Source organism: Desulfosarcina sp. (assembly GCF_055467485.1).
Map to the genome: position 1 here is coordinate 49,367 of NZ_JBUOIV010000004.1, position 24,451 is coordinate 73,817.

A 24,451-nucleotide genomic window follows, 5' to 3' on the forward strand; every position below is an offset into this window, starting at 1 on the left:
TTGTTTTAAATCTTGCTACCACAAACTAGTTGAAACAACAATAACTTTATTAATATCGGGGTATTGGTACCACTACCGTCCGGGCCTGGCAACCGGTGCATCGTACTCGATGGCTTGCAAAAACGGAACCAACAGCGTAATATTCGCCCGTTTTCTTTTCCGTTTTGTGGACACCGCCTTAGATTTTATATCTAAAAAACGGAACCAAGTCTTGATAAAGGCCATGAGTAAAAGTAAAAACGAGTGATGATCTGGCAAAACAAAGGTGTTACGCTATGATGATTGCGCATACTGGACCGCATGTAACGTCATTATGCCAAACACCACCGCTCTTAGCATTCATGTTGTCGCTGTTGCTCATATCAAAACGCGCGCACGATGCAAACTGCAAAAGCATCGACCCACAATTGCCAACAACTGAATCGTTCCTCCCTACGGGAGGCAGAGACCAGAGAAGCCATGACCGGTGAAAACGAAAAGCAATCATTGACCATCATCACCAGCCATGTAAATGCGGATTTCGATGCCATGGCCTCAATGCTTGCCGCCCAAAAACTCTACCCAGACGCGTTGGTGGTATTTCCCGGGTCCCAGGAAAAAAACCTGAGGAATTTCTTCATTCAATCCATGGTCTATCTGTTCAACATTGCCGAACTGGGAAAAATCGACTTCTCAGCAGTCTCCAGACTGGTTTTAGTTGACACCCGGCGAAAGAACCGGATTGGCGATTTGCGCCGGGTCCTGGACAATCCAGGACTGGAAATTATTATTTATGACCACCATCCCAAACACGACGATGACATTCCCGCGGACAAGGAATACCACATGTTGACCGGTGCCACGGTAACGATCCTGTCGGACATCCTCCGGAAAAACAACATCCCCATCACACCGGAAGAAGCGACCATCATGTGCTTGGGAATCTATGAAGACACCGGATCGTTTTCTTTTCCTTCGACGACTGAAAAAGACTTCAATGCAGCCGGATATCTGCTTTCAAGGGGTGCCAACCTCAACGTTATTTCCAGCATGATCACACGGGAGTTCAATCCGGAACAAATTGGGCTGCTAAACGATATGATTCAAGCATCCAGGCGCTATGTAATCAAAGGAGTAGATCTCGTATTGACCAGTGTGACAACCGACGACTATTTCCCCGATTTTTCGTTCCTCGTTCAAAAAATGGCCAAAATGGAGAACATCGACGCCATTTTTGCACTGGGGCAGATGGAAAACAAAGTCTATGTCGTGGCAAGAAGCCGAACCGAAGATGTCGATGTCGGCGATATTTTGGACCACATCGGAGGGGGGGGGCACCCCTCAGCCGCCGCGGCAACCGTCAAGGGGAAAACCATCGCTCAGACCGAGCAACTGCTCTTTGAAGCCCTGTACGCGAAGATCAACCCAAGACGCCTGGCCCGGAATCTGATGTCCTCACCGGCCATCATGGCAAGCGAGGGCACCACCTGCAAGGAAGCCAAGGCATTGCTGACCCGTTATAACATCAACGCCCTGCTGGTTGCCGATAGCCGTCCGAGCGCCATGGGTTTTACCGGCTACATCACCCGGCAAGTCGTCGAAAAAGCATTGTTTCATCACCTCGAGACGATTCCGATCCGCGAATACATGAGCACCGAGATATCTCACGTGCATCCGGATGCAGATGTCCTAGAAATCCAGGACAAGATCATCGGAAATAAACAGCGAATCCTGCCGGTCGTGGAGCATGGCCAGGTTGTAGGGGTCATCACCCGCACCGATCTGCTCAACACACTGGTCCAGCAGAATCGGCCGGCAAACCAGGACTTTTCCCCATTGGACGACAAGTCCAGCAACAAACGCTCACGCATGGTGAACAATTTTTTGCGGGAACGCCTTTCCAAACACATGATGAAAACCCTTGTCCAGTTGGGTGAGACCGCCAGTGGGTTGAATTTAAACGCATACGTAGTAGGCGGTTTTGTCCGAGATCTGTTCTTGTACAGGAAAAATGAAGATATCGATGTGGTCATCGAAGGAAACGGAATCGATTTTGCCAAGAGATTCGCCCAGGAATTCGGGGCAAGAACCCACACGCATCAGAAATTTGGAACCGCCGTCATTATTTTCCCCGACGGTTTTAAAATCGATATCGCCTCGGCGCGCATGGAATATTACCAATTCCCGGCATCGCTGCCGGTAGTTGAAATGAGTTCCATCAAGATGGACATGTTCCGCAGGGATTTCACCATAAATACGCTGGCCATTCAGCTTAATCCTGAAAAATTCGGCAGGCTCATCGATTTCTTCTCCGCCCAAAAGGATATCAAGGACAAAACTTTGCGGGTGCTGCACAACCTGAGCTTTGTTGAAGACCCAACACGGGTATTCAGGGCTCTACGTTTCGAGCAGCGATTTGGTTTTACAATCGGCAAACTAACATCGAGCCTTATCGACAACGCCGTAAAAATGGATTTTTTCAAGCGGCTTGCCGGCAAGCGGGTATACACGGAGCTCAAGCTGATCCTTAAGGAAGAGAACCCTGCGCCGACGCTTTTAAGGCTGATGGACTACGATCTGATAGAGGTGATTCATCCGGGGATAAAGATTGAAAGCGATTTGAAGTATCTGCTCGACACCACCAAGAAAGTGACTGACTGGCACGACCTGCTCTTCATTGATGAACCCTATGAACGGTGGGCCGTTTTTTTCATGGCGTTGATCCGACACTGCGATCTGCATACTACGCATGAAATCTGCAAGCACCTGACCATCGCTCCGCGCTATGCAACAATGTTCGGTGAAAACCGCCTCTATGCGGAGCAACAACTCTCCCGACTGGAATGGCATAAACGCCTTAAAAACGCGGAGGTCTTTAACCTACTCAAAGCCTTCAAAACGGAAGAGATCCTCTACATGATGGTTTGCACCGGCTCAGAAACGGCCAAAAAAAGAATATCGCTCTACCATACCCGCTTGCGCAACGTGAGCATTACCGTCTCCGGCAAGGATCTTTTGGACATGGGACTCGCATCTGGCCCTGTATTCAGCAATATACTTCAGGCCGTCCTGGAAGCCAAACTCAACGGATTGGTCAAAACTCGTGAGGATGAACTTGACTTCGTCCGGAGCAGGATGTCGAGGTTGACAGGTCAACCGCTGAAGGCCTTACAGATCAAAAAGACGCCGGACATGGATTAAACGGCCAGTGCGCAGGAGGTCCATGCATATGCAATCCGCATAGCCATGACCGTCCCATGGCTTTTCCGGCAGTCCCCTTCGCGCCGTCGATATACATGCAAACCGCTTTGGCTGACAGCTGGCGTACCCGTTTTCATCTGCCTGTCACCTCTTTTTTTTTCTTGATTGCATGCAACCTTCCGTTTAGTATAGCGGGTTTGAACAATAAAACGACGGTCGCAAGCGGCCGGCAAACCGGCGGCAGCCAAACCATCGATCAGGAGATGCCTTCATGAGTTCCAAGAAACGGATTTTAAGCGGTATGCGGCCCACCGGCCCGCTCCACCTGGGCAACCTGCACGGCGCCCTTAACAACTGGGTCGGCATGCAGGATGAGTACGACTGTTTTTTCTTTATTGCCGACTGGCATGCCCTGACCAGCGACTACGAAAACCCCGGCGCCATCACCGGTTATGTTGGTGAAATGATGATCGATTGGCTTAGCGCCGGTCTCGATCCGGAAAAAAGCACCCTATTCGTTCAATCGCTGGTTCCGGAACATGCCGAACTGTTCCTGTTTCTCTCCATGATCACGCCGGTGCCATGGCTGGAAAGAAACCCCACCTACAAAGACCAGATCGTCCAGATCGAAAACAAGGACCTTTCCACTTTCGGTTTTTTAGGCTATCCGGTGCTCCAGGCGGCGGATATCATCATGTACAAAGCCAACGGCGTACCGGTGGGCATCGACCAGGTGCCTCATGTGGAAATAACCCGCGAAATCGCCCGACGCTTTAATTTCCTGTACGGCGAGGTGTTTCCCGAACCAGAGGCGATCCTGACCCAAACATCCAAGATTTTAGGCCTGGACCGGCGCAAGATGAGCAAGTCCTACAACAATGCCATCTACCTGTCCGACACGCCGGATGAAATCGCCAAAAAGGTGTCCCAGATGATTACGGATCCCCAGCGCATGCGCCGATCCGATCCGGGCAACCCGGACGTTTGCAATGTTTTCGAATTTCACAAAATCTATTCGGGCCAGGATACCGTGGAGACCATCGACCCCCAGTGCCGAAATGCAGAGATCGGATGCGTCGAGTGTAAACAAATCATGGCTAAAAATCTGATCGAGGCCATGGAACCCCTCCACGAACGGCGGGCGCATTTTAAAGCCAAGCCCGATCGGGTCAAAGAGATCATCGCCTTCGGCAGCGAAAAGGCGCGCGCGGAGGCCAGGGAAACCATGGCTCAGGTGAGGGCGGCCATACGGATCAAAGATTAAACGTCTCCGATCAGAAACGGCATCTTGGGGCTCATATCTGTGTTCTCGGGTGACTAGAATCCTCGACGCAGAGCTGCTACGCCTGCGGGTTTAATCACCCTGCGTCCTTGATCTGAACCCCAATCTACCATTTCTGATCGGACACTGAATATCAGCTTGACCTAATCGCATCCTTTTTGAAAGCTTTTGGTGCCTTGCATCAATATATGGAGCATCCACCGATGAATGGAACGTTAACAGAACGAGAATATAAAAAAAACTTTATCTGCCAATGCCGATAATACAGGACAACTTGACGGATGCCGACCCCGACGATGCGGAAGACGACCTTTACCGGGTCAGGCTCCAGAACGTTTTCGAAGGTCCCATGGACCTGCTGGTCCATCTGATCAAGAAAGCCGAAGTCGACATTTACGACATTCCCATCTCACAGATTACCCAACAATACCTGGAATATCTGGAATGGATGCAGCAAATGAACATCGACTTTGCCGGCGATTTTGTCCTGATGGCATCCACGCTGACCCATATCAAGTCCAGGATGCTGCTGCCGCCACAAGCGGGCGATGAAGAGGAAGAGGATCCCCGGTTGGAGATCACCCGGCCACTGCTGGAGTATCTTCGGATCAAATCGGCGGCCGAGCAGTTGGCGGAGCGCAATCTGCTGGGGGAAAAAACCTTCACCCGAAAACCGGACGCCGACATCCTGGATGGCATGGAAGATGATCAGGTGATCCGTATCGGCCTGTTCGAACTGATCGATGCATTCCAGACCATTCTGGACAAGGTGTCGCCGGGCCATCGTGTCGATTTAACAAGGGACCGCATCTCGGTCCAGGAACGCATCACCCAGTTGACCGAAATGCTGGAAGTCAAGGAGTCCATGACCTTTGACGAGCTTTTTTCCGAGGATCACCAGCGGTCCGACATCATCGTCACGTTCCTGGCCATCCTGGAAATGGCCAAGCTCAGCCTGATCCGCATCGCCCAGCATGTGCCCACGGGCATCATTCGGATATTTTATCAGTAGGTGTTATGGCTGAAGACCTCAAATACATCATCGAAAGCCTGCTATTCGTCTCGGAAACACCGCTGACGATGGACCACCTCAAGGGCATTATTGAAGGCGAAGACACCCATGTGATCCGTTCCGCTATTGACGAACTGATGGCAGAGTACGAGCAGCGGGACGGTGGATTCGTTCTGAAGCAGGTGGCCGGTGGCTACCAGTTCAGAACCCAGGGCCGCTACAACGCATGGATCAAGCGGCTGATCAAGCCCAATGCCCCACGCCTGAGCCGGGCAGCCCTGGAAACCCTGGCGATCATCGCCTACAACCAACCCATCATCCGCAGCGATGTCGAGCACATCCGCGGGGTCGACAGCGGCGGTGTCATCCGCATGCTCATGGAACGCAAACTGATCCGCGTGCTGGGGCGCAAGGAAATACCCGGGCGCCCGCTGATCTACGCCACCACCAAACATTTTCTCGAAGTGTTTGAATTAAAAGACCTCAAAGATCTGCCCACCCCAAAGGAGATCGAAGAACTGAGCCGCTCACGAATTGAGGATGAACCGGAAATCGATGGGTTCGAAACCGAAGGCGAAACCAAAACGATAGACGCTCAAGAAGACGACGCCCCTTGAACGCGACCGGCAGCGTCTCCATTGCCAATGATATCGATAATCCAAGCGGTTTGCCCCGATGATTGGATCCCGGATGAGCGACGATCTTTTCTAAAACGATACCACCACATACAGTATTGCTTTTTTTTATGGTATACCCCATAAAGTAGGCGTTTAAATTTTATGATCCCAATCCCGCTGATAGTTCGCCGGGTAGTGGCTGACAGGAGGCTTTCATTCGAGCCTTGTGTACCATCAACCGGCGAACACGATTAAAATAAGAATTAGGTAGTCTGAAGCATTGTCAACCGGAGGTTTCACCATCAAATCCGACCATCTCTTCAATACCGACAATACAACCAAACGCGACTACAACGCCGCCTCGCTGGAGGTGCTCAAAGGACTCGATCCGGTCCGGCGGCGCCCGGGCATGTACACTGACACCCAGCGGCCCAATCACCTGGCCCAGGAGGTCATCGACAACAGCGTAGACGAGGCCATAGCCGGTTTTGCCAGCCGAATCGACGTGATCCTGCATGCAGACGGATCCTTGAGTGCGGCCGACGACGGCCGCGGCATGCCCACGGACATCCACCCAAAAGAGGGCATCACCGGCGTGGAGGTGATCCTGCTCAAGCTGCACGCCGGGGCCAAGTTTTCCAACAAGGACTACCAGTTTTCCGGCGGGCTGCACGGCGTGGGCGTGTCGGTGGTCAATGCCCTCTCATCGCGCCTGGAAGTGGAGATCAAACGCGACGGCCAGAAGCATTTCATCTGGTTTGCCGACGGCCACAAACAGCAAGACCTCCAAGTCACCGGAAGCGTGGGCCAGCGCAACACCGGCACTTTCATCCGCTTCTGGCCCAACCCGGCCTTTTTCGACACGGTGCGGTTTTCCACGCGCCGCCTGCGCCACAACCTGAGGGCCAAGGCCGTTCTCTGCCCGGGCCTCACGGTGACCTTCACGGACGAAAACACGGGTGAAAAGGAGCAGTGGCACTATGCGGATGGACTCAAAGCCTACCTTGCCGACGGGCTGCAGGGCTGCGAACTCATTCCCGACGAACCTTTCGAGGGCAAACTGGATGGCGACGGTGAAGCCGTTTCCTGGGCGGTGGTGTGGCAGCCCGAAGGCGGCGAGGCCATCACCGAAAGCTATGTCAACCTGATCCCCACTCCTCAGGGCGGCACGCATGTCAACGGCTTCCGCTCCGGGCTGCTGGCCGCCATCCGCGAATTCTGCGACTTTCGCAAACTGGTCCCCAGGGGTATCAAGCTGGCCCCGGACGACATCTGGGAGCGCTGCGCCTATGTGCTTTCGGCAAAGATGACCGACCCCCAGTTTTCCGGTCAGACCAAGGAGCGCCTCTCCTCGCGCCAGTGCGCGTCCTTTGTCAACGGAGTGGTCAAAGACGCTTTCAGCCTGTGGCTCAACCACCACACCGAGGCCGGTGAACGCCTGGCGGAGATGGCCATCGAGAGCGCCCGAAACCGACTCAAGGCGGGCAAGAAGATCGAGCGCAAGAAAATCACCGCCGGCCCGGCCCTGCCCGGCAAACTGGCCGACTGCGTCAGCCAGGACCCGGCAGAGAGCGAGCTGTTCCTGGTGGAAGGCGACTCGGCGGGCGGATCGGCCAAACAGGCCAGGGACCGGCAGAACCAGGCGGTCATGCCCCTGCGGGGCAAGATCCTCAACACCTGGGAAGTGGAGTCGACCCAGATACTGGGATCCAAAGAGGTTCACGACATTGCCGTGGCCATTGGGGTGGACCCGGGGTCGCAGAATATCAACGGGCTGCGCTACGGAAAGATCTGTATCCTTGCCGATGCGGACTCCGACGGGCTTCACATCGCCACCCTGCTATGCGCCCTGTTCCTGCAGCACTTCACGCCGTTGGTCAAAGCCGGCCATATCTTCGTGGCCATGCCCCCGCTGTATCGCATCGACATGGCCAAGGAGGTGCACTACGCCCTGGATGAGGCCGAAAAAACAGCCATTATCCGCCGCATGGAGACCAAAAGGCCCAACGGCAAAATCAACGTCCAGCGGTTCAAGGGGTTGGGTGAGATGAATCCGCTGCAGCTGCGCGAAACCACGATGGCCCCGGATACCCGCCGGCTGGTCCAACTGACCGCGGACGAGAAGGAGGCGGCCTTTTCGACACTCGACATGCTGCTGGCCAAAAAACGCGCCGCCGACCGCCGCCAGTGGATCGAGGACAGCGGCGACCTGGCGGAAGTGGATTGATAAGGTGGATAGGCTGAAGATTGAAAGCCTTCAGAGCAGGGTGGATGCACAAGCGATCAAAATAGAAAGGGGCGAAAGGAACAAACGCGATGTTGCGTATAGATTGGTGCTTAAAAACCTTCCGACAGCCCATGGCTCATCGCCTATCGCCGATTCCTAAAGCAACGATGACCCAAACGAAATAAAACCCAATGAAAGTAATAATTATATGACAACCACCGCTACCCCCATCCGCATCGAGGGTACCGAACGCATGCCCCTGCAGCAGTTCTCCCGGCAGGCCTATCTCGACTATGCCATGTACGTGATCATGGACCGCGCCCTGCCCCACATCGGCGACGGGCTCAAGCCGGTTCAACGGCGCATCGTCTATGCCATGAGCGAACTGGGTCTCAAAGCGTCGTCCAAGCACAAGAAGTCCGCCCGCACCGTGGGCGATGTTCTCGGCAAGTTCCACCCCCACGGGGACACGGCCTGCTACGAGGCCATGGTGCTCATGGCCCAGCCCTTCTCCTACCGTTATCCGATGATTGACGGCCAGGGCAACTGGGGCGCTCCTGACGATCCCAAATCCTTTGCCGCCATGCGCTATACCGAAGCCCGGCTTTCGGCCTATGCCGAGGTGCTGCTGTCGGAAATCGGCATGGGAACGGTACAGTGGGTGCCCAATTTCGACGGCACGCTGAAAGAACCGCGGGTGCTGCCTGCCCGTCTGCCCAACATCCTGCTCAACGGCACCACCGGCATCGCCGTGGGCATGGCCACGGACATCCCGCCCCACAATATCAGAGAGGTCGTCGATGCCTGCATTCATTTGATCGATAACCCGGACGCCGGTGTCGAAGCGCTGTGCAACCACATCCACGGACCGGATTACCCTTCCGGCGCCGAAATCATCACACCCAAATCGGAAATCGTCGGCATCTATCAAGCCGGCAAGGGGGTCATCCGCATGCGGGCCACCTTCGAGCTGGAAAACGGCGACATCGTCATTAACGCCCTGCCCCACCAGGTGTCGCCAGCCAAGGTGCTGGAACAGATCGCCGCCCAGATGAATAAAAAAAAGCTGCCCATGGTGGCGGACCTCAGAGATGAATCGGACCACGAAGACCCCATCCGCCTGGTGATCGTGCCCCGCTCCAACCGGGTGGACAAAGACGCCCTGCTGGCGCACCTGTTCGCCACCACCGAAATGGAAAAAACCTTTCGGATCAACATGAACATCATCGGCCTTGACCGCAAACCCGGTGTGAAAGGCCTCACCGAACTACTCACCGAATGGATTACCTTTCGCACCCAAACTGTCAAGGATCGTTTGGCATTCCGGCTGGAAAAGGTCAAAGAGCGCCTGCACATCCTGGAAGGCCTTCTGGTGGCCTACCTGAACATCGACGAAGTCATCCGCATCATCCGCAAGGAGGATGAACCCAAGCCGGTGCTGATGGCGCGCTTCGACATCTCCGATGCGCAGGCCGAGGCGATCCTCCAACTGCGCCTGCGCCACCTGGCCAAGCTGGAAGAGATGAAAATACGAGCCGAACAGGAGGAACTGGACAGCGAACGTCAGACGCTGGAGGCAATCCTGGGATCGTCGGCACGCCTGAAGACGCTAATCAAAAAGGAGCTGCGGGCGGATGCCAAAACCCACGGCGACGACCGGCGCACCGCCATCGTCCAGCGCGAGGAGGCCCAGGCCATCTCCGAAGAGCAGCTTGCCCCGGTCGAGCCGGTGACCGTAATTCTTTCGGCCAACGGATGGGTGCGGGCCGCCAAGGGCCATGACATCGAGCCCGGCGAAGCCATCTACCGGCCGGGTGACCGCTACCTGGCCGCCGCCCGGGGTAAAAGCAATCAACCGGTTGTTTTTCTGGATTCCACCGGCAGGACCTACAGCCTGTCGGCGCATACGTTGCCGTCGGCCAGGGGGTATGGCGAGCCGCTCACCGGCCGCTTTGTCCTGCCGCCCGGGGCGACCTTCATCGACGTGATCATGTCGCCGGCAGATCAACCGTTGTTGATGGCCAGCGATGCCGGGTACGGATTCATCACTCGTTTCGACGACCTGCTGACGCGCAACACCAAAGGCAAGGCATTGCTCTCGCTGCCCAAAGGCGCCCTGCCGCTGAGACCCATCGCGCTGGGAAACACCTCTTCACATCTGCTGGCCGCGGTCACCAGCGAGGGACGCATGCTGGTCTTTCCCCTCAATAAGTTGCCAGCCATCGCCAAGGGCAAAGGCAACAAGATTATCCAGATCCCGCCCAAGCGGGCCAGGGAGCGCACGGAACTGCTGATCCATATCATCATTGTACCCGAAGCAGGCACCCTGACCATTTTCGCCGGCAAACGGTTTTTCAAGTTGACCTACGGCAATCTCACCCAATACGTGGGTGAGCGCGGCCGCCGTGGAAAAAAACTGCCCCGGGGATTCCAGAATGTCGACCGCCTGGAAAGCGACGCCCCCGATCAGGCACCGCTGGAGCTGACGACCACGCATGAGGAATAAACCCCAAGAGGAATCCGCGGAAAGGGCCGCTTCACGCCAATGACCGTCAAACCCAGCCATCCCGCGACGCCGTCTCCGTCGGCCACCCTCATCCTCGCCCGCCAGCACGATGCGGGAGTCGAAGTCTACCTGTTGCGCCGCAACGCCGCCAGCAAATTCATGCCGGGCACCTACGTCTTTCCCGGCGGCAACCTGGAAATCGAAGACATGGATGGCGCCTTCTGGCAGGACCATGCGGATCTTCCTGCGGATCAATTGGAGCCGGCGCTGGACGGCGCTGTTGACCGCATGCTGCCCTTTGCCGTGGCGGCCATCCGGGAGACCTGGGAGGAGGCCGGGCTGCTGCTGGCCGCCCCCGCGAAAGGACCCCGCAGCCTTGAACCGGCAGGAAAAAGAAACACGCCATTCACCCGGCGGATACAGAACGACGGCCTTTGGCTGTCCATCTCCAAGCTGGGGCGCTGGCACCACTGGATCACGCCGGAGTTGATGCCGCGACGTTTCGACACCTTTTTCTTTGTGGCGCCCGTGGGGCAGGATCAACGCTGCCGCCCGGACAACCGGGAAACGGTCCACGGCACCTGGATCACACCCCGAAAAGCCCTGGCAGAAAACGAACGAGGCCTCCTGCCGCTGAGCCCGCCGACCCTGGTGACCCTTCATCAGATGCTGACCTTTGCCGATCTCGGCACCCTGATGGCCGAAGCCCGCCGCCGTTCCTGGCCGGCACCGATCATGCCGCGGTTGTGGCCGCTTGAAAACGGCGCGCTGATCATCGAGCCCTGGGACCCGGATTACACCCGCGCATCGATCGACGTGGACATCGACCGCCTGGAAAGGGATGTCCTGCCGGCAGGCGCCCCTTTTTCACGACTGTGGCGCCGTCGGGGCGTCTGCCGGCCGGTGAAATACAGAGGATAGACAAATACATCGAGGGCAGAAATTGAGTCGGTGGGGCATTGGATGATCCGGCCCAACGCAGCGTGAAGGCGTTAAAGGCGCTTGAGGCTGATTTTACCGTCACTGGCAGCAAGCACCTGGAAAAAATGCTCTCCCATCCGGAATCCCTTGCGGGCCTGGTCTGCATCGATCCGATGCGGATAGCCGAAGTGGGGGTCCAACTGGAGAATATACAAGTCCATATGCAGAATGCCGCTACGGCTGCCTCGATAGACGATGCGGGAGTCACCTACCCGTGCGCCGTGATCTTTTGCCAGAAGGATGCGCCCACGCTGTTCCAGAATCCGATCCGCCGGTTCAGCGGTTACCGCGGGAGACGGTTGCCAGTGATAGTCCGGGTTCAGTGCACCAACCCACAGGTACCATACACAACCGAAAAAAAAGAGACCGCAGGCCACTAAAAAAAACGTTGGCAGCCAATTGTTTTTATCGAAATCGTTCACGGACAAACCACCTTTCACAGCTATTTGGGTCCCATCGCCAATGGCGATTGCGCGGGATCATCTCGGCATGGTTAAGCGGCTCAATTTCAGTGCGGGTGGACCGCGTCGAATCTTCGACATTTACGCGCATGCCTGCGGGTTTAAAACAGGCCGTCCTTGACCGTGAGCCATCATCCTGGTTTTAACGCGAGGAATTGATAATGTATGTCCGGCAATCAACTTTTGCAAGGATGATATGAGACCGCCATCTGGAACCGCCAGAGGCTTGGGATAAGGAGGACTGACTACCTATGCTGCGCGTTTTTCAAACCGACATTGCCGACCCGGAGCAGTTCGTCGTCACCCTGGAACTGGTACCCGGGCGGGAGTCCACCGGACGGTCGGTGGACACGGTCATGGGCATTGCCAGGGACGCCTTTGCCGACGGGCGCATTTCCGCGGTCTCCATCACGGACAACCCCGGCGGCAACCCGTCCCTGAGCCCCGACGCCATCGGCTACCGGATCTTTTCAATCGGCATGGACGTCATCGTTCACTTCACCTGCCGGGACATGAACCGCGTCGGCATGGAAAGCCGGGCCCTGCAACTGGCCATGATCGGCATGAAAAATATCCTTGCCCTCACCGGTGACTATTCCGGCAAGGGGTTTGGCGGCCAGGGAGCACCGGTGTTCGACTTGGATTCGGTGAACCTGCAGATCATGCTCACGCTGATCAGCAAGCGCGTCAATGCCGCCGGCGACCCCGACGGCTTCTTCACCGGCTGCGCCGTCTCGCCTTTCAAGCAAACCGAAGGGGAGAACATGGCCCAGTATGCCAAGATGAGCCGAAAGGTGGCGGCCGGCGCCCAATTCGTCATCACTCAGTTGGGTTACGATGCCCGCAAGTTCCACGAACTGATAGGCATCCAGCGACATATGGATTTGCGGGTTCCCACCTTGGGCTCGGTTTACTTGCTCACCCCCAATGCTGCCCGCATCATGAATCAGGGCCGGGTGCCGGGGGCGGTGGTCACCGACACGCTTCTCCAAACGGTACTCGCGGAGTGGCAGGACAAAAAACAGGGAAAGATGGCTGCCATCGAGCGGGCCGCACGCCTCGGGGCGGTATTGCAGGGCCTGGGGTACCGGGGTATTCACATCGGGGGTATTCATCGCGACTTTTCCACGGTGGGCATGATCCTGGACCGGATGGCGCAGATCAAAAACGACTGGCAGGCGTTCATTCCCCAGTTCGATTATCCCCAGCCCAACGGCTTTTACGCCTTTCGCGAACCACCCCCGGAGCCGGTCACCGCTCCGGTTTTCGGTCTTCGCCCCCAGCCGGTGCCGGTGGTCGACCGGGCGCTCTATTCGCTGATGCGTCACTTCCACAACCTGTTTTTCAATTTCGATTCACCAATGGCCCCCGTCTATCGAACGCTCTGCCAGGCAATGGACCGCGGCATCGGCGGACGACTGTTCATGCACCTGGCCGAACACCCCATCAAGCTTATGCTGCTGGGGTGTCTTCAATGCGGCGACTGCGCCATCCAGCATGTGGGCTTCTTGTGCCCCGAATCGGGATGTCCCAAACACACGCGCAACGGCGCCTGCGGGGGCAGTCTAAACGGCAGGTGCGAGGTGAACCCGGACCGGAAATGCGTCTGGTTTCGCGCCCATTACCGTTTGGCTGTTGATGGGAAAACCAAAGAGATGTGTGACGGGTGTGTCCCCCCACGCATGTGGGAACTGAACAACACCTCATCCTGGCTCAATTTTCACCTTCGGCGGGACCATCAGAGCAACGGCAGTGAAATTGCGGGCTTTTGCCGTCAGGCCAGCTGCCGGTTGTTGCCGGATGAATGAAATCTGAAAACGAACGACGAAGGACGCTTGGTCGGTCTGTTGAATTGGTGTTACTGGTTCGATTGGTTTTACTGGTCGATTTGAATGCGCAGGCGCAGCTGCTGCCAATTCGGCCGAAACAGAGGAGTTGACATGAACGTCATCGCAGACTTGTGCATTGTGCCCATCGGTGTGGGGGTATCGGTCTCACCGTATATCGCCGCCTGCCAGCCAATTCTTGCGGAAGCGGGCCTGGACATTACGCTGCACGCCTATGGCACCAACATCGAGGGGGATTGGGATGCCGTGTTTACCGCCATCCGGCACTGCCACGAAGCGATCCATCGAATGGGGGCACCGCGAATCACCACTACCCTCAAATTCGGGACCCGCACCGACAGGGAGCAACACATGGCCGACAAAGTGGACAGTGTTAAGGCAAAGCTCGCTCAAGGTTAGTCGGAAAGCTCCCCCTCGGCCACCCGCCGATCGTCCGGGTATCCTATAATTCGCCTTAGCCGTCGATCGTATCCGCTGCGCCGATCCCAGTTGGTTCGCCGCTCCCGGCCGCATGGTATCGAGACCAGGAACCGCCGATCCTTGACCCGGCGCCTGCCGCCGTTATCGGCAACCTCAAGGGCCGTTAAGCCTTTTTCCATGAGTCACCTCCCCCGCAGGCAATCTGTAAGGATGGGAATCAGGGCCGCGGAAAAAAATAGTCGAGCACGATTGCATCGGGTGCGGGACCGTCTGCAAGGACCGCTGACCGCTTTATCAGGAAAAGGACCAGTGGGGCAACGCGGATGGCGGGCCAAGGTCAAGCATAACGGGCAATTATTTACTACCGAGGCCTTAAGCGCGCCCCAAAAAACAACCGAGAAAAGAGTGAAACGGAAAACAGCGGTGTGCAGGCTCAGGTGGCGACATCATCTAAAAATCGTTTCGTCCCGGCTGTCTATATTAAGTTTTAGCTAATTGGCTCGCCACTGTCAAAAACAATTCTGTTTTCCGTTGGCGGGCAACGGCATTCCAAACCAGAACCGATAGCCGTGACGAAAAATATCCAGCAGGGGCATCCCCTTGGAAAACCCGCCCATCAGCGCTATTCTGGCTGGCGGTGAGACCAGCAGCAGGTACCCTATCTTAGGCAGTTTGTAGAAAGCTGCCGAGGCGGCGTGAGCGAAAAGAAGATCGCGTTGAATCGGCACCAACCCATTTGCGTACGTCTTGCAGGCATCTTTACCGGTACCCATGGCATCTGCGATGGCAGCAGCCGCTTTTTGGCCGCTGATGATGGCATGGTACAGCCCTTCGCCGAGCAGCGGATCCACAAGACCGGCAGCGTCACCGACCAGCAGCACCCGTCCGCGACCGGGTCGATACCGCCATCCCCCCATGCCCAGCGGAAAACCGGTTATGCGCGTCGGCACCGGTCTGCCGATTCTCTGGACCACATAGTCAACCAGGTCCTGACGGTCGATCTTAACATCCGCTTTCAAGCTATACAGCCCCACATTGATGTGATTCTTTTTGGGAAAAATCCACCCATACCCGCCGGATACCCGGCTGAAATCAAAGCCCATGGACAGATCCATGGAAGGCGAGCAGTCTACGATTCCCTCGACGGCAAATCCCGCGCGATAGCCGTCAAATCGACCGGTCAGCCGACGGACCCGGCTGTGGGCACCGTCGGCCCCGATCAAGAAACGGGCACGGATCACCCCCCTATCCGTAATCACCGAAACACGTCGATCGCTTTCCACAATTTGATCGATCCGCTTTACCACCGAAAAACGCGCACCCGCAGCCACGGTTTTTTTCAGGCAGAAATAATCGAATGCCGACCGTTCGATCATGTGGCAGATGGGGTGAATCCCTTTAAACCGTTTTTGATTGCGCATTCGGCAGCTTACCGACAGGTCGCACACGGTTCTCTGGATAACCGGGGCGATTGAATAGCGAAGGGCTCGAACCGCCTTGACCGTCAGCCCGCCGGCACAGGTTTTCTTTCGCGGGAATTCGGCCCGGTCCAATAAAAGAACCCTCAATCCGTTGGCGGTCAGGTCCCAGGCCGCGCTGCACCCGGCCGGACCCGCTCCGACGACAATGATATCTGCTGTCAGCAAAGCGCCCCTATGATTTCATGGTGGTAGATTGCACATGCGATCTCAGCATTGACTTGACCCCTCGGATCTGGCAACAATTGCAGTGATCATGACATTTCCGGTGCCACCTTGCAACCGGCATCCGGTCAGCAATGGAAGGAAACGGCCACGTGTTGACAGTGAAAGAAGCGGTTCAAGCAGCCATGGACCTTCTCAACGGTCTGTACGACACCCGCAAGTTTGAGGACATACTGTTGGAAGAGGTAAAGATGGGTGACGATGGGTGCCACTGGGAGGTTACCGTGGGATTTTCACGGAAAGCCCTGTCCGAAAATGTCATGGAGGCCATCGGTTCCAAGAAATATATCCGCAGCCGGAAGATCTTTCACATCAATGGAAACAGCGGAGAGCTGGTATCCATGAAGGACGGCGGATCGTCCTTTTAGTCACCCGCGCATACCTCAAGGAGCACACCATTGAACCGCGAACAGCCATTTCAATCCCGAATCAGCATCCGTTTCAAAGACATCGATGCCATGGGGCACGTGAACAACGCCGTGATCTTCACCTACTTCGAAGAGGGTCGAAAAGCGCTATTCTGCGACGCTTTCAAGGAATCCGTCCCCGGTGGATTTAATTTTATCCTAGCCCACCTGGAATGCGATTACCTACTACCCATCCGCCTCGAAGACCAGCTGTTGCTGAACATGTGGGTCACCGCCATCGGCACGAAAAGCTTCGGGCTTGCCTATGCCCTGAAGGATAAGGCCGATGCGAATCGCATCTTCGCGAAGGGGTCCTCCATCCAAGTCTGCTACGACTATCGGCAGCGCCAGTCGGTGCCAGTGCCACAAACCCTAAAAAAAGCACTTCGGCCCTATCACCGGCCCGCCTGAGGATCAACCTCCCCCGCTTCACCACCACCCGCGTCAACCGGCGACCCCCGTCCTTTTGAAAAATGCTCCATTTTTTTAAAAAATGCACTAAATTTAATTGAAATCAGTAAATTCAGCGATTGTATACTTTGAATTGTTTTCATTTTGTGTGATTAGTTTATTTTTTTACGATGGCACATTGTTTGCTTTACCTATAAAATAAGAATCGGCTTCACATAAAAGCTGAGCTGATTGCTCTCCTACAACCGAACAATCGTATGTAGAGTTCTGTAGTAATTAGGTAACTATTGAACCCGTAATATAAGGAGAAAAACCATGCACCCCGGCCGACCTGCATTTACCCGTATTTTAATTGGACTTATCCTGCTTTTCTCGGCATCGGTGGCCTTAGCCAGTCAAGGCACTGTCAAGATTGCGTTGAACTATCCCGAGACGGGCCCTTACTACATGCAGGGCAAGGACCAGTGGAGAGCCGCAAATCTCGCTGAAACTGAAATCAACGCCGCCGGTGGCATTTTAAATCAAAAGATTGAACTGGTCACCTACGACACCAAATCCAGTTCGGAACTTGCCGCCAAAAATGCCGTTCACGCCATCAATTCAAATGGTGTGAAAATGATTTTCGGAGGCTCTTCGAGTGCGGTTGCCGTGGCGGTATCCAAAGTCTGCCAGGAAAAGGGCGTGCCCTTCTTTGGTACGTTGACCTATTCCACGACGGTTACCGGAGAGGAAGCCAGACGTCATACCTTTAGGGAATGCAACGATTCGTGGATGGCGGCCAAGGCCATCTCGTCATATATGAATAAAAATTTTAAAGGCAAAAAATACTTCTATATCACGGCGGATTATACCTGGGGATGGACCACAGAAGCGTCATTGAGAAAATTCAGCGACACTGAGGACAAAGCCATTCACAAGGGCGTGCTGACACCGTTTCCTTCAACCGATTTCACTGCTGCACTGAAAAAGGCCGACCAGGAGCGGCCGGATGTACTGGTACTGGTACTGTTCGGCCAGGAAATGGCCAATGCGATTCGTTCGGCGCACAAAATGGGCATGAAGGAGCGCATGCAGATCGTCGTTCCCAATCTGACGCTCGGCATGGCCGAACGCGGGACCCCCAGAGCCATGCAGGGTGTGGTGGGAACGGTACCCTGGTGCTGGCAGATCCCATATACTTACAACTACGAACGGGGTATTAAATTCGTAGAGGATTTCCAAAAAGAACACCAGCGTTATCCCAGTTCCTCTGCCGCTTCCGCTTATACCATCCTTTACGAATACAAAGCTGCCGTTGAACGAGCCGGCACGTTTGACTCGGGAAAAGTGATCAAAGCGCTGGAAGGTCACCGTTACCAACTGTTGAAAGATGAACAGGTATGGCGCGACTTCGATCATCAATCGGTTCAAACGGTTTACGTGGTGCGCTGCAAGCCGAGAGACGAGGTGGTAAAAAACCGATACAATCTGGATTATTTTGAAATTATTGACCAACTTCCGGGAAAAATGGCGGCTTGTTCGCGCCAGGAGTGGAACGACGTTCGCAAAGCGGCCGGCAAGCCGACCCGGCTTGAGAAGCTGCCCGGCGAATAGGAGACCGGGGCACAGATGCCGGCCGCAAAGTCGGCCTTTCTTCATGGTGGGGCAGCGGATCACCCGTTACCGCTCACCCTGCCGAAAGGGTTCAATCGATAACACGGGCGGCTTCGAATGAACCGTGAAGTACGCGCGGGTAGTACAGCGCAGGATAGTCGTCCAATCGATTGGGATCGATATGATTGGTGGCGTAAGTGATCACCAGATCCGCCCCGGTCAGAAACGGATGGGATTTGGCGGCATAAATCAAAACACCGGGAATCGACACTTCTTCCGGGGAATATAAACGCGTCAATTGACCCCACGGCCCTTCGGGCCGGGGGGCGATCCGCCACCCCAGTTCGGCGGCGCCGAAGCCGACGGTTTGAATCTGGAGAAACTGGTTGATGCGGGGTTCGAAATGAACGCCGAACTCGGCTTGGGCATCGGCGAACAGGACTGCCGGCCAGCCGTCCATCTGTGATTCTTTTTTCCATCCAGTCCGCATACCACACCACCACTCCGGTTCACGCAAGTCCCCTTCCCATGCCCGTTCCTCCTCCCACCTGGCCAGATAGGCCTGATCGCCACCTTGATTGGTTCCATAGGCGTAGAGGTGTCCTTTTCTGCGCAATACGCCGCCGGTGCCCAAAGCGATAGGGTGCGCGCCTGGATTATTTCTCGCGTGGGTGAACCGCCATCGTTCAGGAGGTGCGTCGGGGTTGTCGATCAATAGCGCATGCCATCCGGTCGTGGCAAATCCCAGATCGTTGTCGAAAGGCGCGATCATCGTAAGAAAAACCAGCAGATGATTGCCGATCCGAATACCGTCTCCGGGCCAGGACCATGTTTTTTCAGATTCGGGGAAAAAGGATGCCGGTGTTCTGGCCGCCGTCTGTCTCCAGAAGAACGTCATGGATGCCGCAGCTGGATTGCTTCCGGTCTGAATGCCGATACTGTTGCGGATCAGGATGGCCCGGCTTCGGTCGTCACTTGTGCCTGAACGGATAAGGGTATCCCCGAACAGCCAAAGCGCCCTGCCCTTTCCCAGATCAACACTATGGGCGTCATCGGCGCCCAGCCAGCGTGGGTCCTGCCGGAAAATGCGATCGGCCGCCGGCCATGGATGGGCCATGAGAATAACGGCTGAGGACGTCCTTCCGATCGGCCGGTCACAAGACACGCTACCGCCAACCAGCAATATCGCGAAAAGCAGAATGCATCGCATGCGACACATGATTGTTATCTTGGTCATGAGGCAGTGCATGCTCAGTTGGAAGGTACGGCGGTAGGTGTCAGCACCAGGACCGAACGGGTATGGTTGGCGATCTCGTGATCGCTGAACCACCAGTACATCTTCTCACCATTCATGAATGCCCCGATCTGGTCCGTGGCATGGGGGTGAAACACCCGTCCGGTCACCCCGCCGGACAACACTGCCAGCACCTTGTCCTCGTCGGCCAGATCGGCCACCATGCGAAGGGCCGCGGAGATGGTCACCGAATAGGGATCGTTGTACTCATACCGGCCCCGATACAAGGCCTCCACGGATCCCGCCGCCGGATGCGTGCCGCCCCCCAGAAAGCCCTTGCCAAATCCATCTTGCCGAACCGGGCTGACGAAGCTGTGTCGATGGAGCTTTCCCCAGAGCCATCCATCCGGATTGCTACCCATCGACGCGGAAAGCATGGCACGGGCGTCCAAGGCTGCACGGATCAGGATCTCCGGCTTTCGTTCGACGGTCCCTGCAGTCGTCGTGTCATCGAACCACAGCCCCAGGTGGTCGGTCAAAACCATCTGCTGAAAACGTTCCTGCCAGAAATACCAGACCCCGAGCATGTGCCCGGCGAGAGCTTCTCCCAGTTCATCCGAAAACGTCAGCCAGGCGAATCGTTCGTAGATCGAATGGAACACAGTGGCGCCGACGGCGTCGATGTCGTCATGCAAGTCCCATTTTTTCAGGATCTGCGCCAGTTCGAGCGTGTGCGGGGAAGTCTCCAGAACATCCACCATATAGGGGACCAGCTTTTCCGCCATCAGGTTGAAGGTGTCCCGCTGATAGCGCCAGTGATCGTCAACGGATTTCTCGCCAGGCGTGTCCATCAGCTGTTTGAGCCGGCGGTATCGGTAGGATGGCGACTGATAGGATGAGTAGTAATAGGGATAATCGTGCGGCACCGTATGGTGGTTGCAGGTGCCTAACCACCCCTTTTTGGGGTTGTATGCATGGGGCATCTGTTCAAAAGGGACAAAACCGCGCCAGTTGTCCCTGCCGTCGGTCACCACGGACGGAACGGTTCCATCGCCGTCATTGCGGATGGGCAACCGTCCGGAGACGTGCCAGCCGATGTTGCCATCCGTATCGGCAAAGGCGAAATTGAGCATGATAATATTGGCCATGGCCAGCGCGCGCCGGATGTCGCCCACACTTTTGGCATTGATCATATCCGTGACACCAAGGGTTGGGCTCATGGTTTCAAAAGGCGCCCACCTGAGACTCACGACCTGTTCCGTTTCAAGACCCTCGAGCACGCCGGAAACCACCGGCCCCCGATTGGTGTAACGAATCGCAATCCGCTCTTCACGGAAACCCTCCTTCGCATGCTTATCCCGAATCCTCAATGTTTCCTCAACTACAGTAAAGGGAATGGACCGGTTGCCTTCCAGATAACGATCGGGGTCGGCCGGATCAAGAGTTTCGACGTAGAGGTCCTGCATATCCCCATAGGCATTGGTAATACCGACGGCCACAAACCGGTTACGAAAGATGGGCATCAGGGGCAGGCCGGGGATATGAGCGCCGACGATGCGGTTGTGGGGTGTGATGAGGCCGACCGGGTACCAGGGACCGGGGAGAATACGGGTTTCCAGGTGTGGATCGTTGCAGACCACCGGCTTGCCGCCGGCAGACAGACCCGGACCGAGCACCCAATTGTTGCTGCCCATCTCATGGCTGCCGTCTTCGAGAAAGCCCAGGAGCCGTTTATCGGATTGGAACCCGGACGGAACCATCGTCAGAGCGCCGGCCGCATCTGCCCGGGAACCCTCATCGTCCGGGTTGACGATCAAGGGAAATATCTCCGTAGCCCGCTGCTGCCCAAGTTGTTCAACCAGCATCTGCGCAAGGATTTCAGCCTTCAGATTGGCCGAGGTGTCCCAACTCATGAAATACAAGATGGTCAGGCTATCCGCAAGGGTCCACGGTTCCGGCGATATTCCCGCCAGTTTGAACTCCAGCGGAAGAGACTCCCCACCGTCTTGGATGTAGGCATTGACACCGTCCACATAGTACTGGATTAAACGACGCGTATCCGGGGCAAGCATTCCGGCGTGAGCGATGGCCTGACGGTGAAGGCCGAGGGTACGGTGTCGGATATCCAGCGCTTTTGCTTTTTCCCCGGCCAGTTCGCCAATCCGACCTGCGGCGAAGAGCCGGGTCAAGGTCATCTGGAACAGGCGGTCCTGGGCGGTGACGTAACCCAAGGCGCGCATGGCGTCGCCCAGGGATTCAGCGTGGATATAGGCCATGCCCTTCTCATCCCGAACCACTTTTACTGGTGAATCGAGGTCCTTCAATACGAGTCTGCCATCGGTCGGATAGCGATTGAGTCCGGTACATCCGGCAAATGATAAGAGGCTGAGCATCAGCGGCAACGTAAACCAGGCGATCCTTCGCATTGGCACCTCCACTTATGCTATATTCAGTTATTCTTCGTAAAACTGACGGATAAAACCTTCATAATAGGAAAAGGACCAATGCCGGTTCTGAAGCAGATCGGCAGCTGTTTTTCCATCTCCGGTACGGATCAGTTCGATTAGCTCATCGTGCTCCTGGCAGTTTTGCCGTTCCCACTCGCAAATGTATACGCGACGGGGAAAATCGTAGAGCCGCTGTTTGAAAGGAGTAATAATTTTATTGACCTGTCGGTTGTCGGACAGGTCAAGGAATTGGTTGTGAAAGGCGAGGTTAAGCCCGAAAAATTCGGCATAAAAACTGTCGAAATCGTCCCGTTCGATCATTTTCTTCATGCGGCCATTGATGGCGGTCATGGCATCGAGACGATCGTCGGTGAATCGACTGCAGACATCAACCAGCACAGCGGCCTCCAACGCACCGACAACCTCGTATGCGTCTTTGACGTCCTGCAGGGACAAACGGTTCATCAGCACTCCCCTGCGCGGCAGAATGGTGACAAAACCTTCGCATTCCAATTGGATGATCGCGTCGCGCAGGGGGGTCTTGCTGATGCCCAGTCGTTCACTCATCTCATTGAGCCGGATATACTCACCAGGGATAATGCGGCCGTTGAGCATCTCAGCACGCAGATACTGGTAGACCTGCTCCCGCAATGAACGCAGCTCAAATGGGTTGACCGGTTTTTTGTCAGTTGGTGGAAGCAATCGCTTTTCTCATCCGAAGACCTTTTCTATGCCTTTTTGAGTGGCGTGTACCATCCGGTCCGCCTCGTCTTTAGTAATCACCAGCGCCGGGGCGTAATAAAGGGTGGTGTTGAGTCCGGGCAGGCTGCTGTTGGTTCGTCCGAGCAGCACACCCTCTGCCTTGACGGCATCTATCACCGCACCGACCTGGGCTTCGCTGGGCGGCTGTTTTTTCTGTTTATCCGCCACCAGTTCAACGCCGCAGAACAGGCCTTTGCCGCGAACGTCGCCGACGGCGGGGTGGTCAAGCAGCTCCCCGAGCCTGCCGAGCAGATAATCGCCCATCACCCGGCTGTTTTCGACCAGGTTCTCGGTTTCCATGATGCGGATGTTCTCCAGCGACGCCGCCATGGTCCCCGCACAGCCGCCGTAGGTGGAGATGTCCCGAAAAAAGTGCATTCGTTTATCCGGGTCGGCGGGATCGTTGAGAAACAGATCGTATAGGTGCTGCTTGACCACCGTGGCGGAAATGGGCTCATAGGCGCTGGCCATACCCTTGGCCAGGGTGATCATGTCCGGATCCACATCAAAGTGCTCATGCCCGAAAAACTTGCCGGTTCGCCCAAATCCGGCCACCACCTCGTCGATGACCAGATACACACCGTATTTTTCACATATTTCCTGGAGAATGGGAAAATACTCATCCACCGGAACGATGATGCCGCCGCCGGCGGTAATCGGTTCAACGATCAAACCGCCCACGCTCTCCGGTCCCTCTTGCAGAATGATCTCCTCGACGGCTCTGGCGCACTGGACATCGCAGTTCGGGTAGCGCTTGTCGAAAGGACAACGGTAACACAGGCAGTGGGGAATCTGCACGAACCCCTCCGGAAAGGGACCGAAGGCCTTTTTGCGTTCGGCTTGTCCAGAGGAGGCCAGCACGGCAATGGTCGTACCGTGGTAGTCTCGGTCCCGATATAAAATCTTGAATTTGCCTTTACGTGCCGGATCGATGGTTGTGGCTTGCCGGATAATCTTGTAGCTTTTTTCGTTGGCCTCGGACCCGCTGTTGGAGAAATAGACCTTGCCCATCTTAGGCAACAATTTGATCAATTTGCTGGAAAGTTTGATGGAAGGGACCGTACCGACGCTGCCGGCGAAATAGGCCATCTTCTTCATCTGGGCGGCGACGGCATCGGCGATGCTGTCGCGGCCGTATCCCACATTGACGCACCACACGCCGCCGGAGGTCGCATCCAAGTATTCTCGGCCGCGGATATCCGTGACCATCAACCCCTTGCCCGCAACGATGATCATCTGCTCCTGGTTCTGAAAACATTTGTGAGGTTTGATGTGATGCCACAGGTGATCCTTGTCGCCCACGACCATCTCATCCACGCCGTAATCCAAAACATGCGACAATAAGTCGTTCATTGAATACT

At 55.8% G+C, this 24,451-nt stretch carries 19 protein-coding genes; 12 read left to right on the forward strand and 7 right to left on the reverse strand.

The genetic code is table 11. The annotated features are described in order from the left end of the window. Nucleotides 1-459: 459 nt before the first annotated feature. The 7 genes from ACZCED_RS03215 to ACZCED_RS03245 all read left to right on the forward strand — a co-directional run bounded on the left by ACZCED_RS03215 (nucleotide 460) and on the right by ACZCED_RS03245 (nucleotide 11,745). Nucleotides 460-3,180 carry a CBS domain-containing protein gene (locus ACZCED_RS03215; protein WP_462969576.1) on the forward strand — a complete coding sequence of 907 codons (2,721 nt, stop codon included), beginning with the start codon at nucleotides 460-462 and terminating at the stop codon, nucleotides 3,178-3,180. A gap of 271 nt (nucleotides 3,181-3,451) precedes the next feature. After that, nucleotides 3,452-4,444, forward strand: a complete 993-nt coding sequence (gene trpS / locus ACZCED_RS03220) for a tryptophan--tRNA ligase (RefSeq protein WP_462969575.1) — start codon at nucleotides 3,452-3,454, stop codon at nucleotides 4,442-4,444. Between the two features lie 292 nt (nucleotides 4,445-4,736). Next, nucleotides 4,737-5,474 carry a segregation and condensation protein A gene (locus tag ACZCED_RS03225; RefSeq protein ID WP_464860202.1) on the forward strand — a complete coding sequence of 246 codons (738 nt, stop codon included), beginning with the start codon at nucleotides 4,737-4,739 and terminating at the stop codon, nucleotides 5,472-5,474. Nucleotides 5,475-5,479: 5 nt separating this feature from the next. Beyond that, a complete protein-coding gene (gene scpB, locus ACZCED_RS03230) occupies nucleotides 5,480-6,091 on the forward strand; it encodes an SMC-Scp complex subunit ScpB (protein WP_462969573.1) in 612 nt (203 codons plus the stop codon). Nucleotides 6,092-6,371: 280 nt separating this feature from the next. Beyond that, entirely contained in the window at nucleotides 6,372-8,318 is a 1,947-nt protein-coding gene (parE, locus tag ACZCED_RS03235) for a DNA topoisomerase IV subunit B (protein WP_462969572.1), read from the forward strand. Nucleotides 8,319-8,526: 208 nt separating this feature from the next. After that, nucleotides 8,527-10,824: a DNA topoisomerase IV subunit A gene (parC, locus tag ACZCED_RS03240; RefSeq protein WP_464860203.1), complete on the forward strand. Its 2,298-nt coding sequence runs from the start codon at nucleotides 8,527-8,529 to the stop codon at nucleotides 10,822-10,824. Nucleotides 10,825-10,863: 39 nt separating this feature from the next. After that, nucleotides 10,864-11,745: an NUDIX hydrolase gene (locus ACZCED_RS03245; protein WP_462972085.1), complete on the forward strand. Its 882-nt coding sequence runs from the start codon at nucleotides 10,864-10,866 to the stop codon at nucleotides 11,743-11,745. A 71-nt stretch (nucleotides 11,746-11,816) separates the two neighbouring features. Here ACZCED_RS03245 and ACZCED_RS03250 read toward each other — a convergent pair whose 3' ends face one another. Beyond that, nucleotides 11,817-12,227 carry a hypothetical protein gene (locus tag ACZCED_RS03250; protein WP_462972086.1) on the reverse strand — a complete coding sequence of 137 codons (411 nt, stop codon included), beginning with the start codon at nucleotides 12,225-12,227 and terminating at the stop codon, nucleotides 11,817-11,819. Between the two features lie 290 nt (nucleotides 12,228-12,517). Here ACZCED_RS03250 and ACZCED_RS03255 point away from each other — a divergent pair, with 290 nt between their 5' ends. Next, entirely contained in the window at nucleotides 12,518-14,074 is a 1,557-nt protein-coding gene (locus ACZCED_RS03255; RefSeq protein WP_464860204.1) for a methylenetetrahydrofolate reductase C-terminal domain-containing protein, read from the forward strand. A 132-nt stretch (nucleotides 14,075-14,206) separates the two neighbouring features. Continuing rightward, nucleotides 14,207-14,512 carry an MTH1187 family thiamine-binding protein gene (locus tag ACZCED_RS03260; RefSeq protein ID WP_462972089.1) on the forward strand — a complete coding sequence of 102 codons (306 nt, stop codon included), beginning with the start codon at nucleotides 14,207-14,209 and terminating at the stop codon, nucleotides 14,510-14,512. Here the strand turns inward: ACZCED_RS03260 and ACZCED_RS03265 are convergent. Both ACZCED_RS03265 and ACZCED_RS03270 read right to left on the reverse strand, forming a co-directional pair. Next, nucleotides 14,509-14,712 carry a hypothetical protein gene (locus tag ACZCED_RS03265; protein WP_462972090.1) on the reverse strand — a complete coding sequence of 68 codons (204 nt, stop codon included), beginning with the start codon at nucleotides 14,710-14,712 and terminating at the stop codon, nucleotides 14,509-14,511. The genes ACZCED_RS03260 and ACZCED_RS03265 overlap by 4 nt on opposite strands. A gap of 330 nt (nucleotides 14,713-15,042) precedes the next feature. After that, complete coding sequence (locus tag ACZCED_RS03270) at nucleotides 15,043-16,179, reverse strand: geranylgeranyl reductase family protein (RefSeq protein ID WP_462972091.1); 1,137 nt, start codon at nucleotides 16,177-16,179, stop codon at nucleotides 15,043-15,045. Between the two features lie 149 nt (nucleotides 16,180-16,328). On the opposite strand from ACZCED_RS03270, the gene ACZCED_RS03275 reads away from it, so the two are divergent. The 3 genes from ACZCED_RS03275 to ACZCED_RS03285 all read left to right on the forward strand — a co-directional run bounded on the left by ACZCED_RS03275 (nucleotide 16,329) and on the right by ACZCED_RS03285 (nucleotide 18,647). After that, nucleotides 16,329-16,604: a hypothetical protein gene (locus tag ACZCED_RS03275; RefSeq protein ID WP_462972092.1), complete on the forward strand. Its 276-nt coding sequence runs from the start codon at nucleotides 16,329-16,331 to the stop codon at nucleotides 16,602-16,604. Nucleotides 16,605-16,634: 30 nt separating this feature from the next. Further along, nucleotides 16,635-17,054: an acyl-CoA thioesterase gene (locus ACZCED_RS03280; protein WP_464860205.1), complete on the forward strand. Its 420-nt coding sequence runs from the start codon at nucleotides 16,635-16,637 to the stop codon at nucleotides 17,052-17,054. 315 nt (nucleotides 17,055-17,369) lie between these two features. Beyond that, nucleotides 17,370-18,647 carry a substrate-binding protein gene (locus ACZCED_RS03285; RefSeq protein WP_462972094.1) on the forward strand — a complete coding sequence of 426 codons (1,278 nt, stop codon included), beginning with the start codon at nucleotides 17,370-17,372 and terminating at the stop codon, nucleotides 18,645-18,647. Nucleotides 18,648-18,738: 91 nt separating this feature from the next. Here the strand turns inward: ACZCED_RS03285 and ACZCED_RS03290 are convergent, their stop codons facing one another. The 4 genes from ACZCED_RS03290 to ACZCED_RS03305 all read right to left on the reverse strand — a co-directional run bounded on the left by ACZCED_RS03290 (nucleotide 18,739) and on the right by ACZCED_RS03305 (nucleotide 24,443). Beyond that, nucleotides 18,739-19,764 carry a DUF4185 domain-containing protein gene (locus tag ACZCED_RS03290; protein WP_462972095.1) on the reverse strand — a complete coding sequence of 342 codons (1,026 nt, stop codon included), beginning with the start codon at nucleotides 19,762-19,764 and terminating at the stop codon, nucleotides 18,739-18,741. A 134-nt stretch (nucleotides 19,765-19,898) separates the two neighbouring features. Continuing rightward, on the reverse strand, nucleotides 19,899-22,307 hold the full coding sequence (locus ACZCED_RS03295; protein WP_464860206.1) for a penicillin acylase family protein: 2,409 nt from the start codon (nucleotides 22,305-22,307) through the stop codon (nucleotides 19,899-19,901). 27 nt (nucleotides 22,308-22,334) lie between these two features. After that, the gene (locus tag ACZCED_RS03300; RefSeq protein WP_462972097.1) at nucleotides 22,335-23,030 is read right to left on the reverse strand and encodes a GntR family transcriptional regulator; all 696 of its coding nucleotides are present in this window, start codon (nucleotides 23,028-23,030) and stop codon (nucleotides 22,335-22,337) included. Between the two features lie 9 nt (nucleotides 23,031-23,039). Further along, nucleotides 23,040-24,443, reverse strand: coding sequence for an aminotransferase family protein (locus ACZCED_RS03305; protein ID WP_464860207.1), 1,404 nt, complete (start codon nucleotides 24,441-24,443; stop codon nucleotides 23,040-23,042). Nucleotides 24,444-24,451 lie beyond the last annotated feature (8 nt).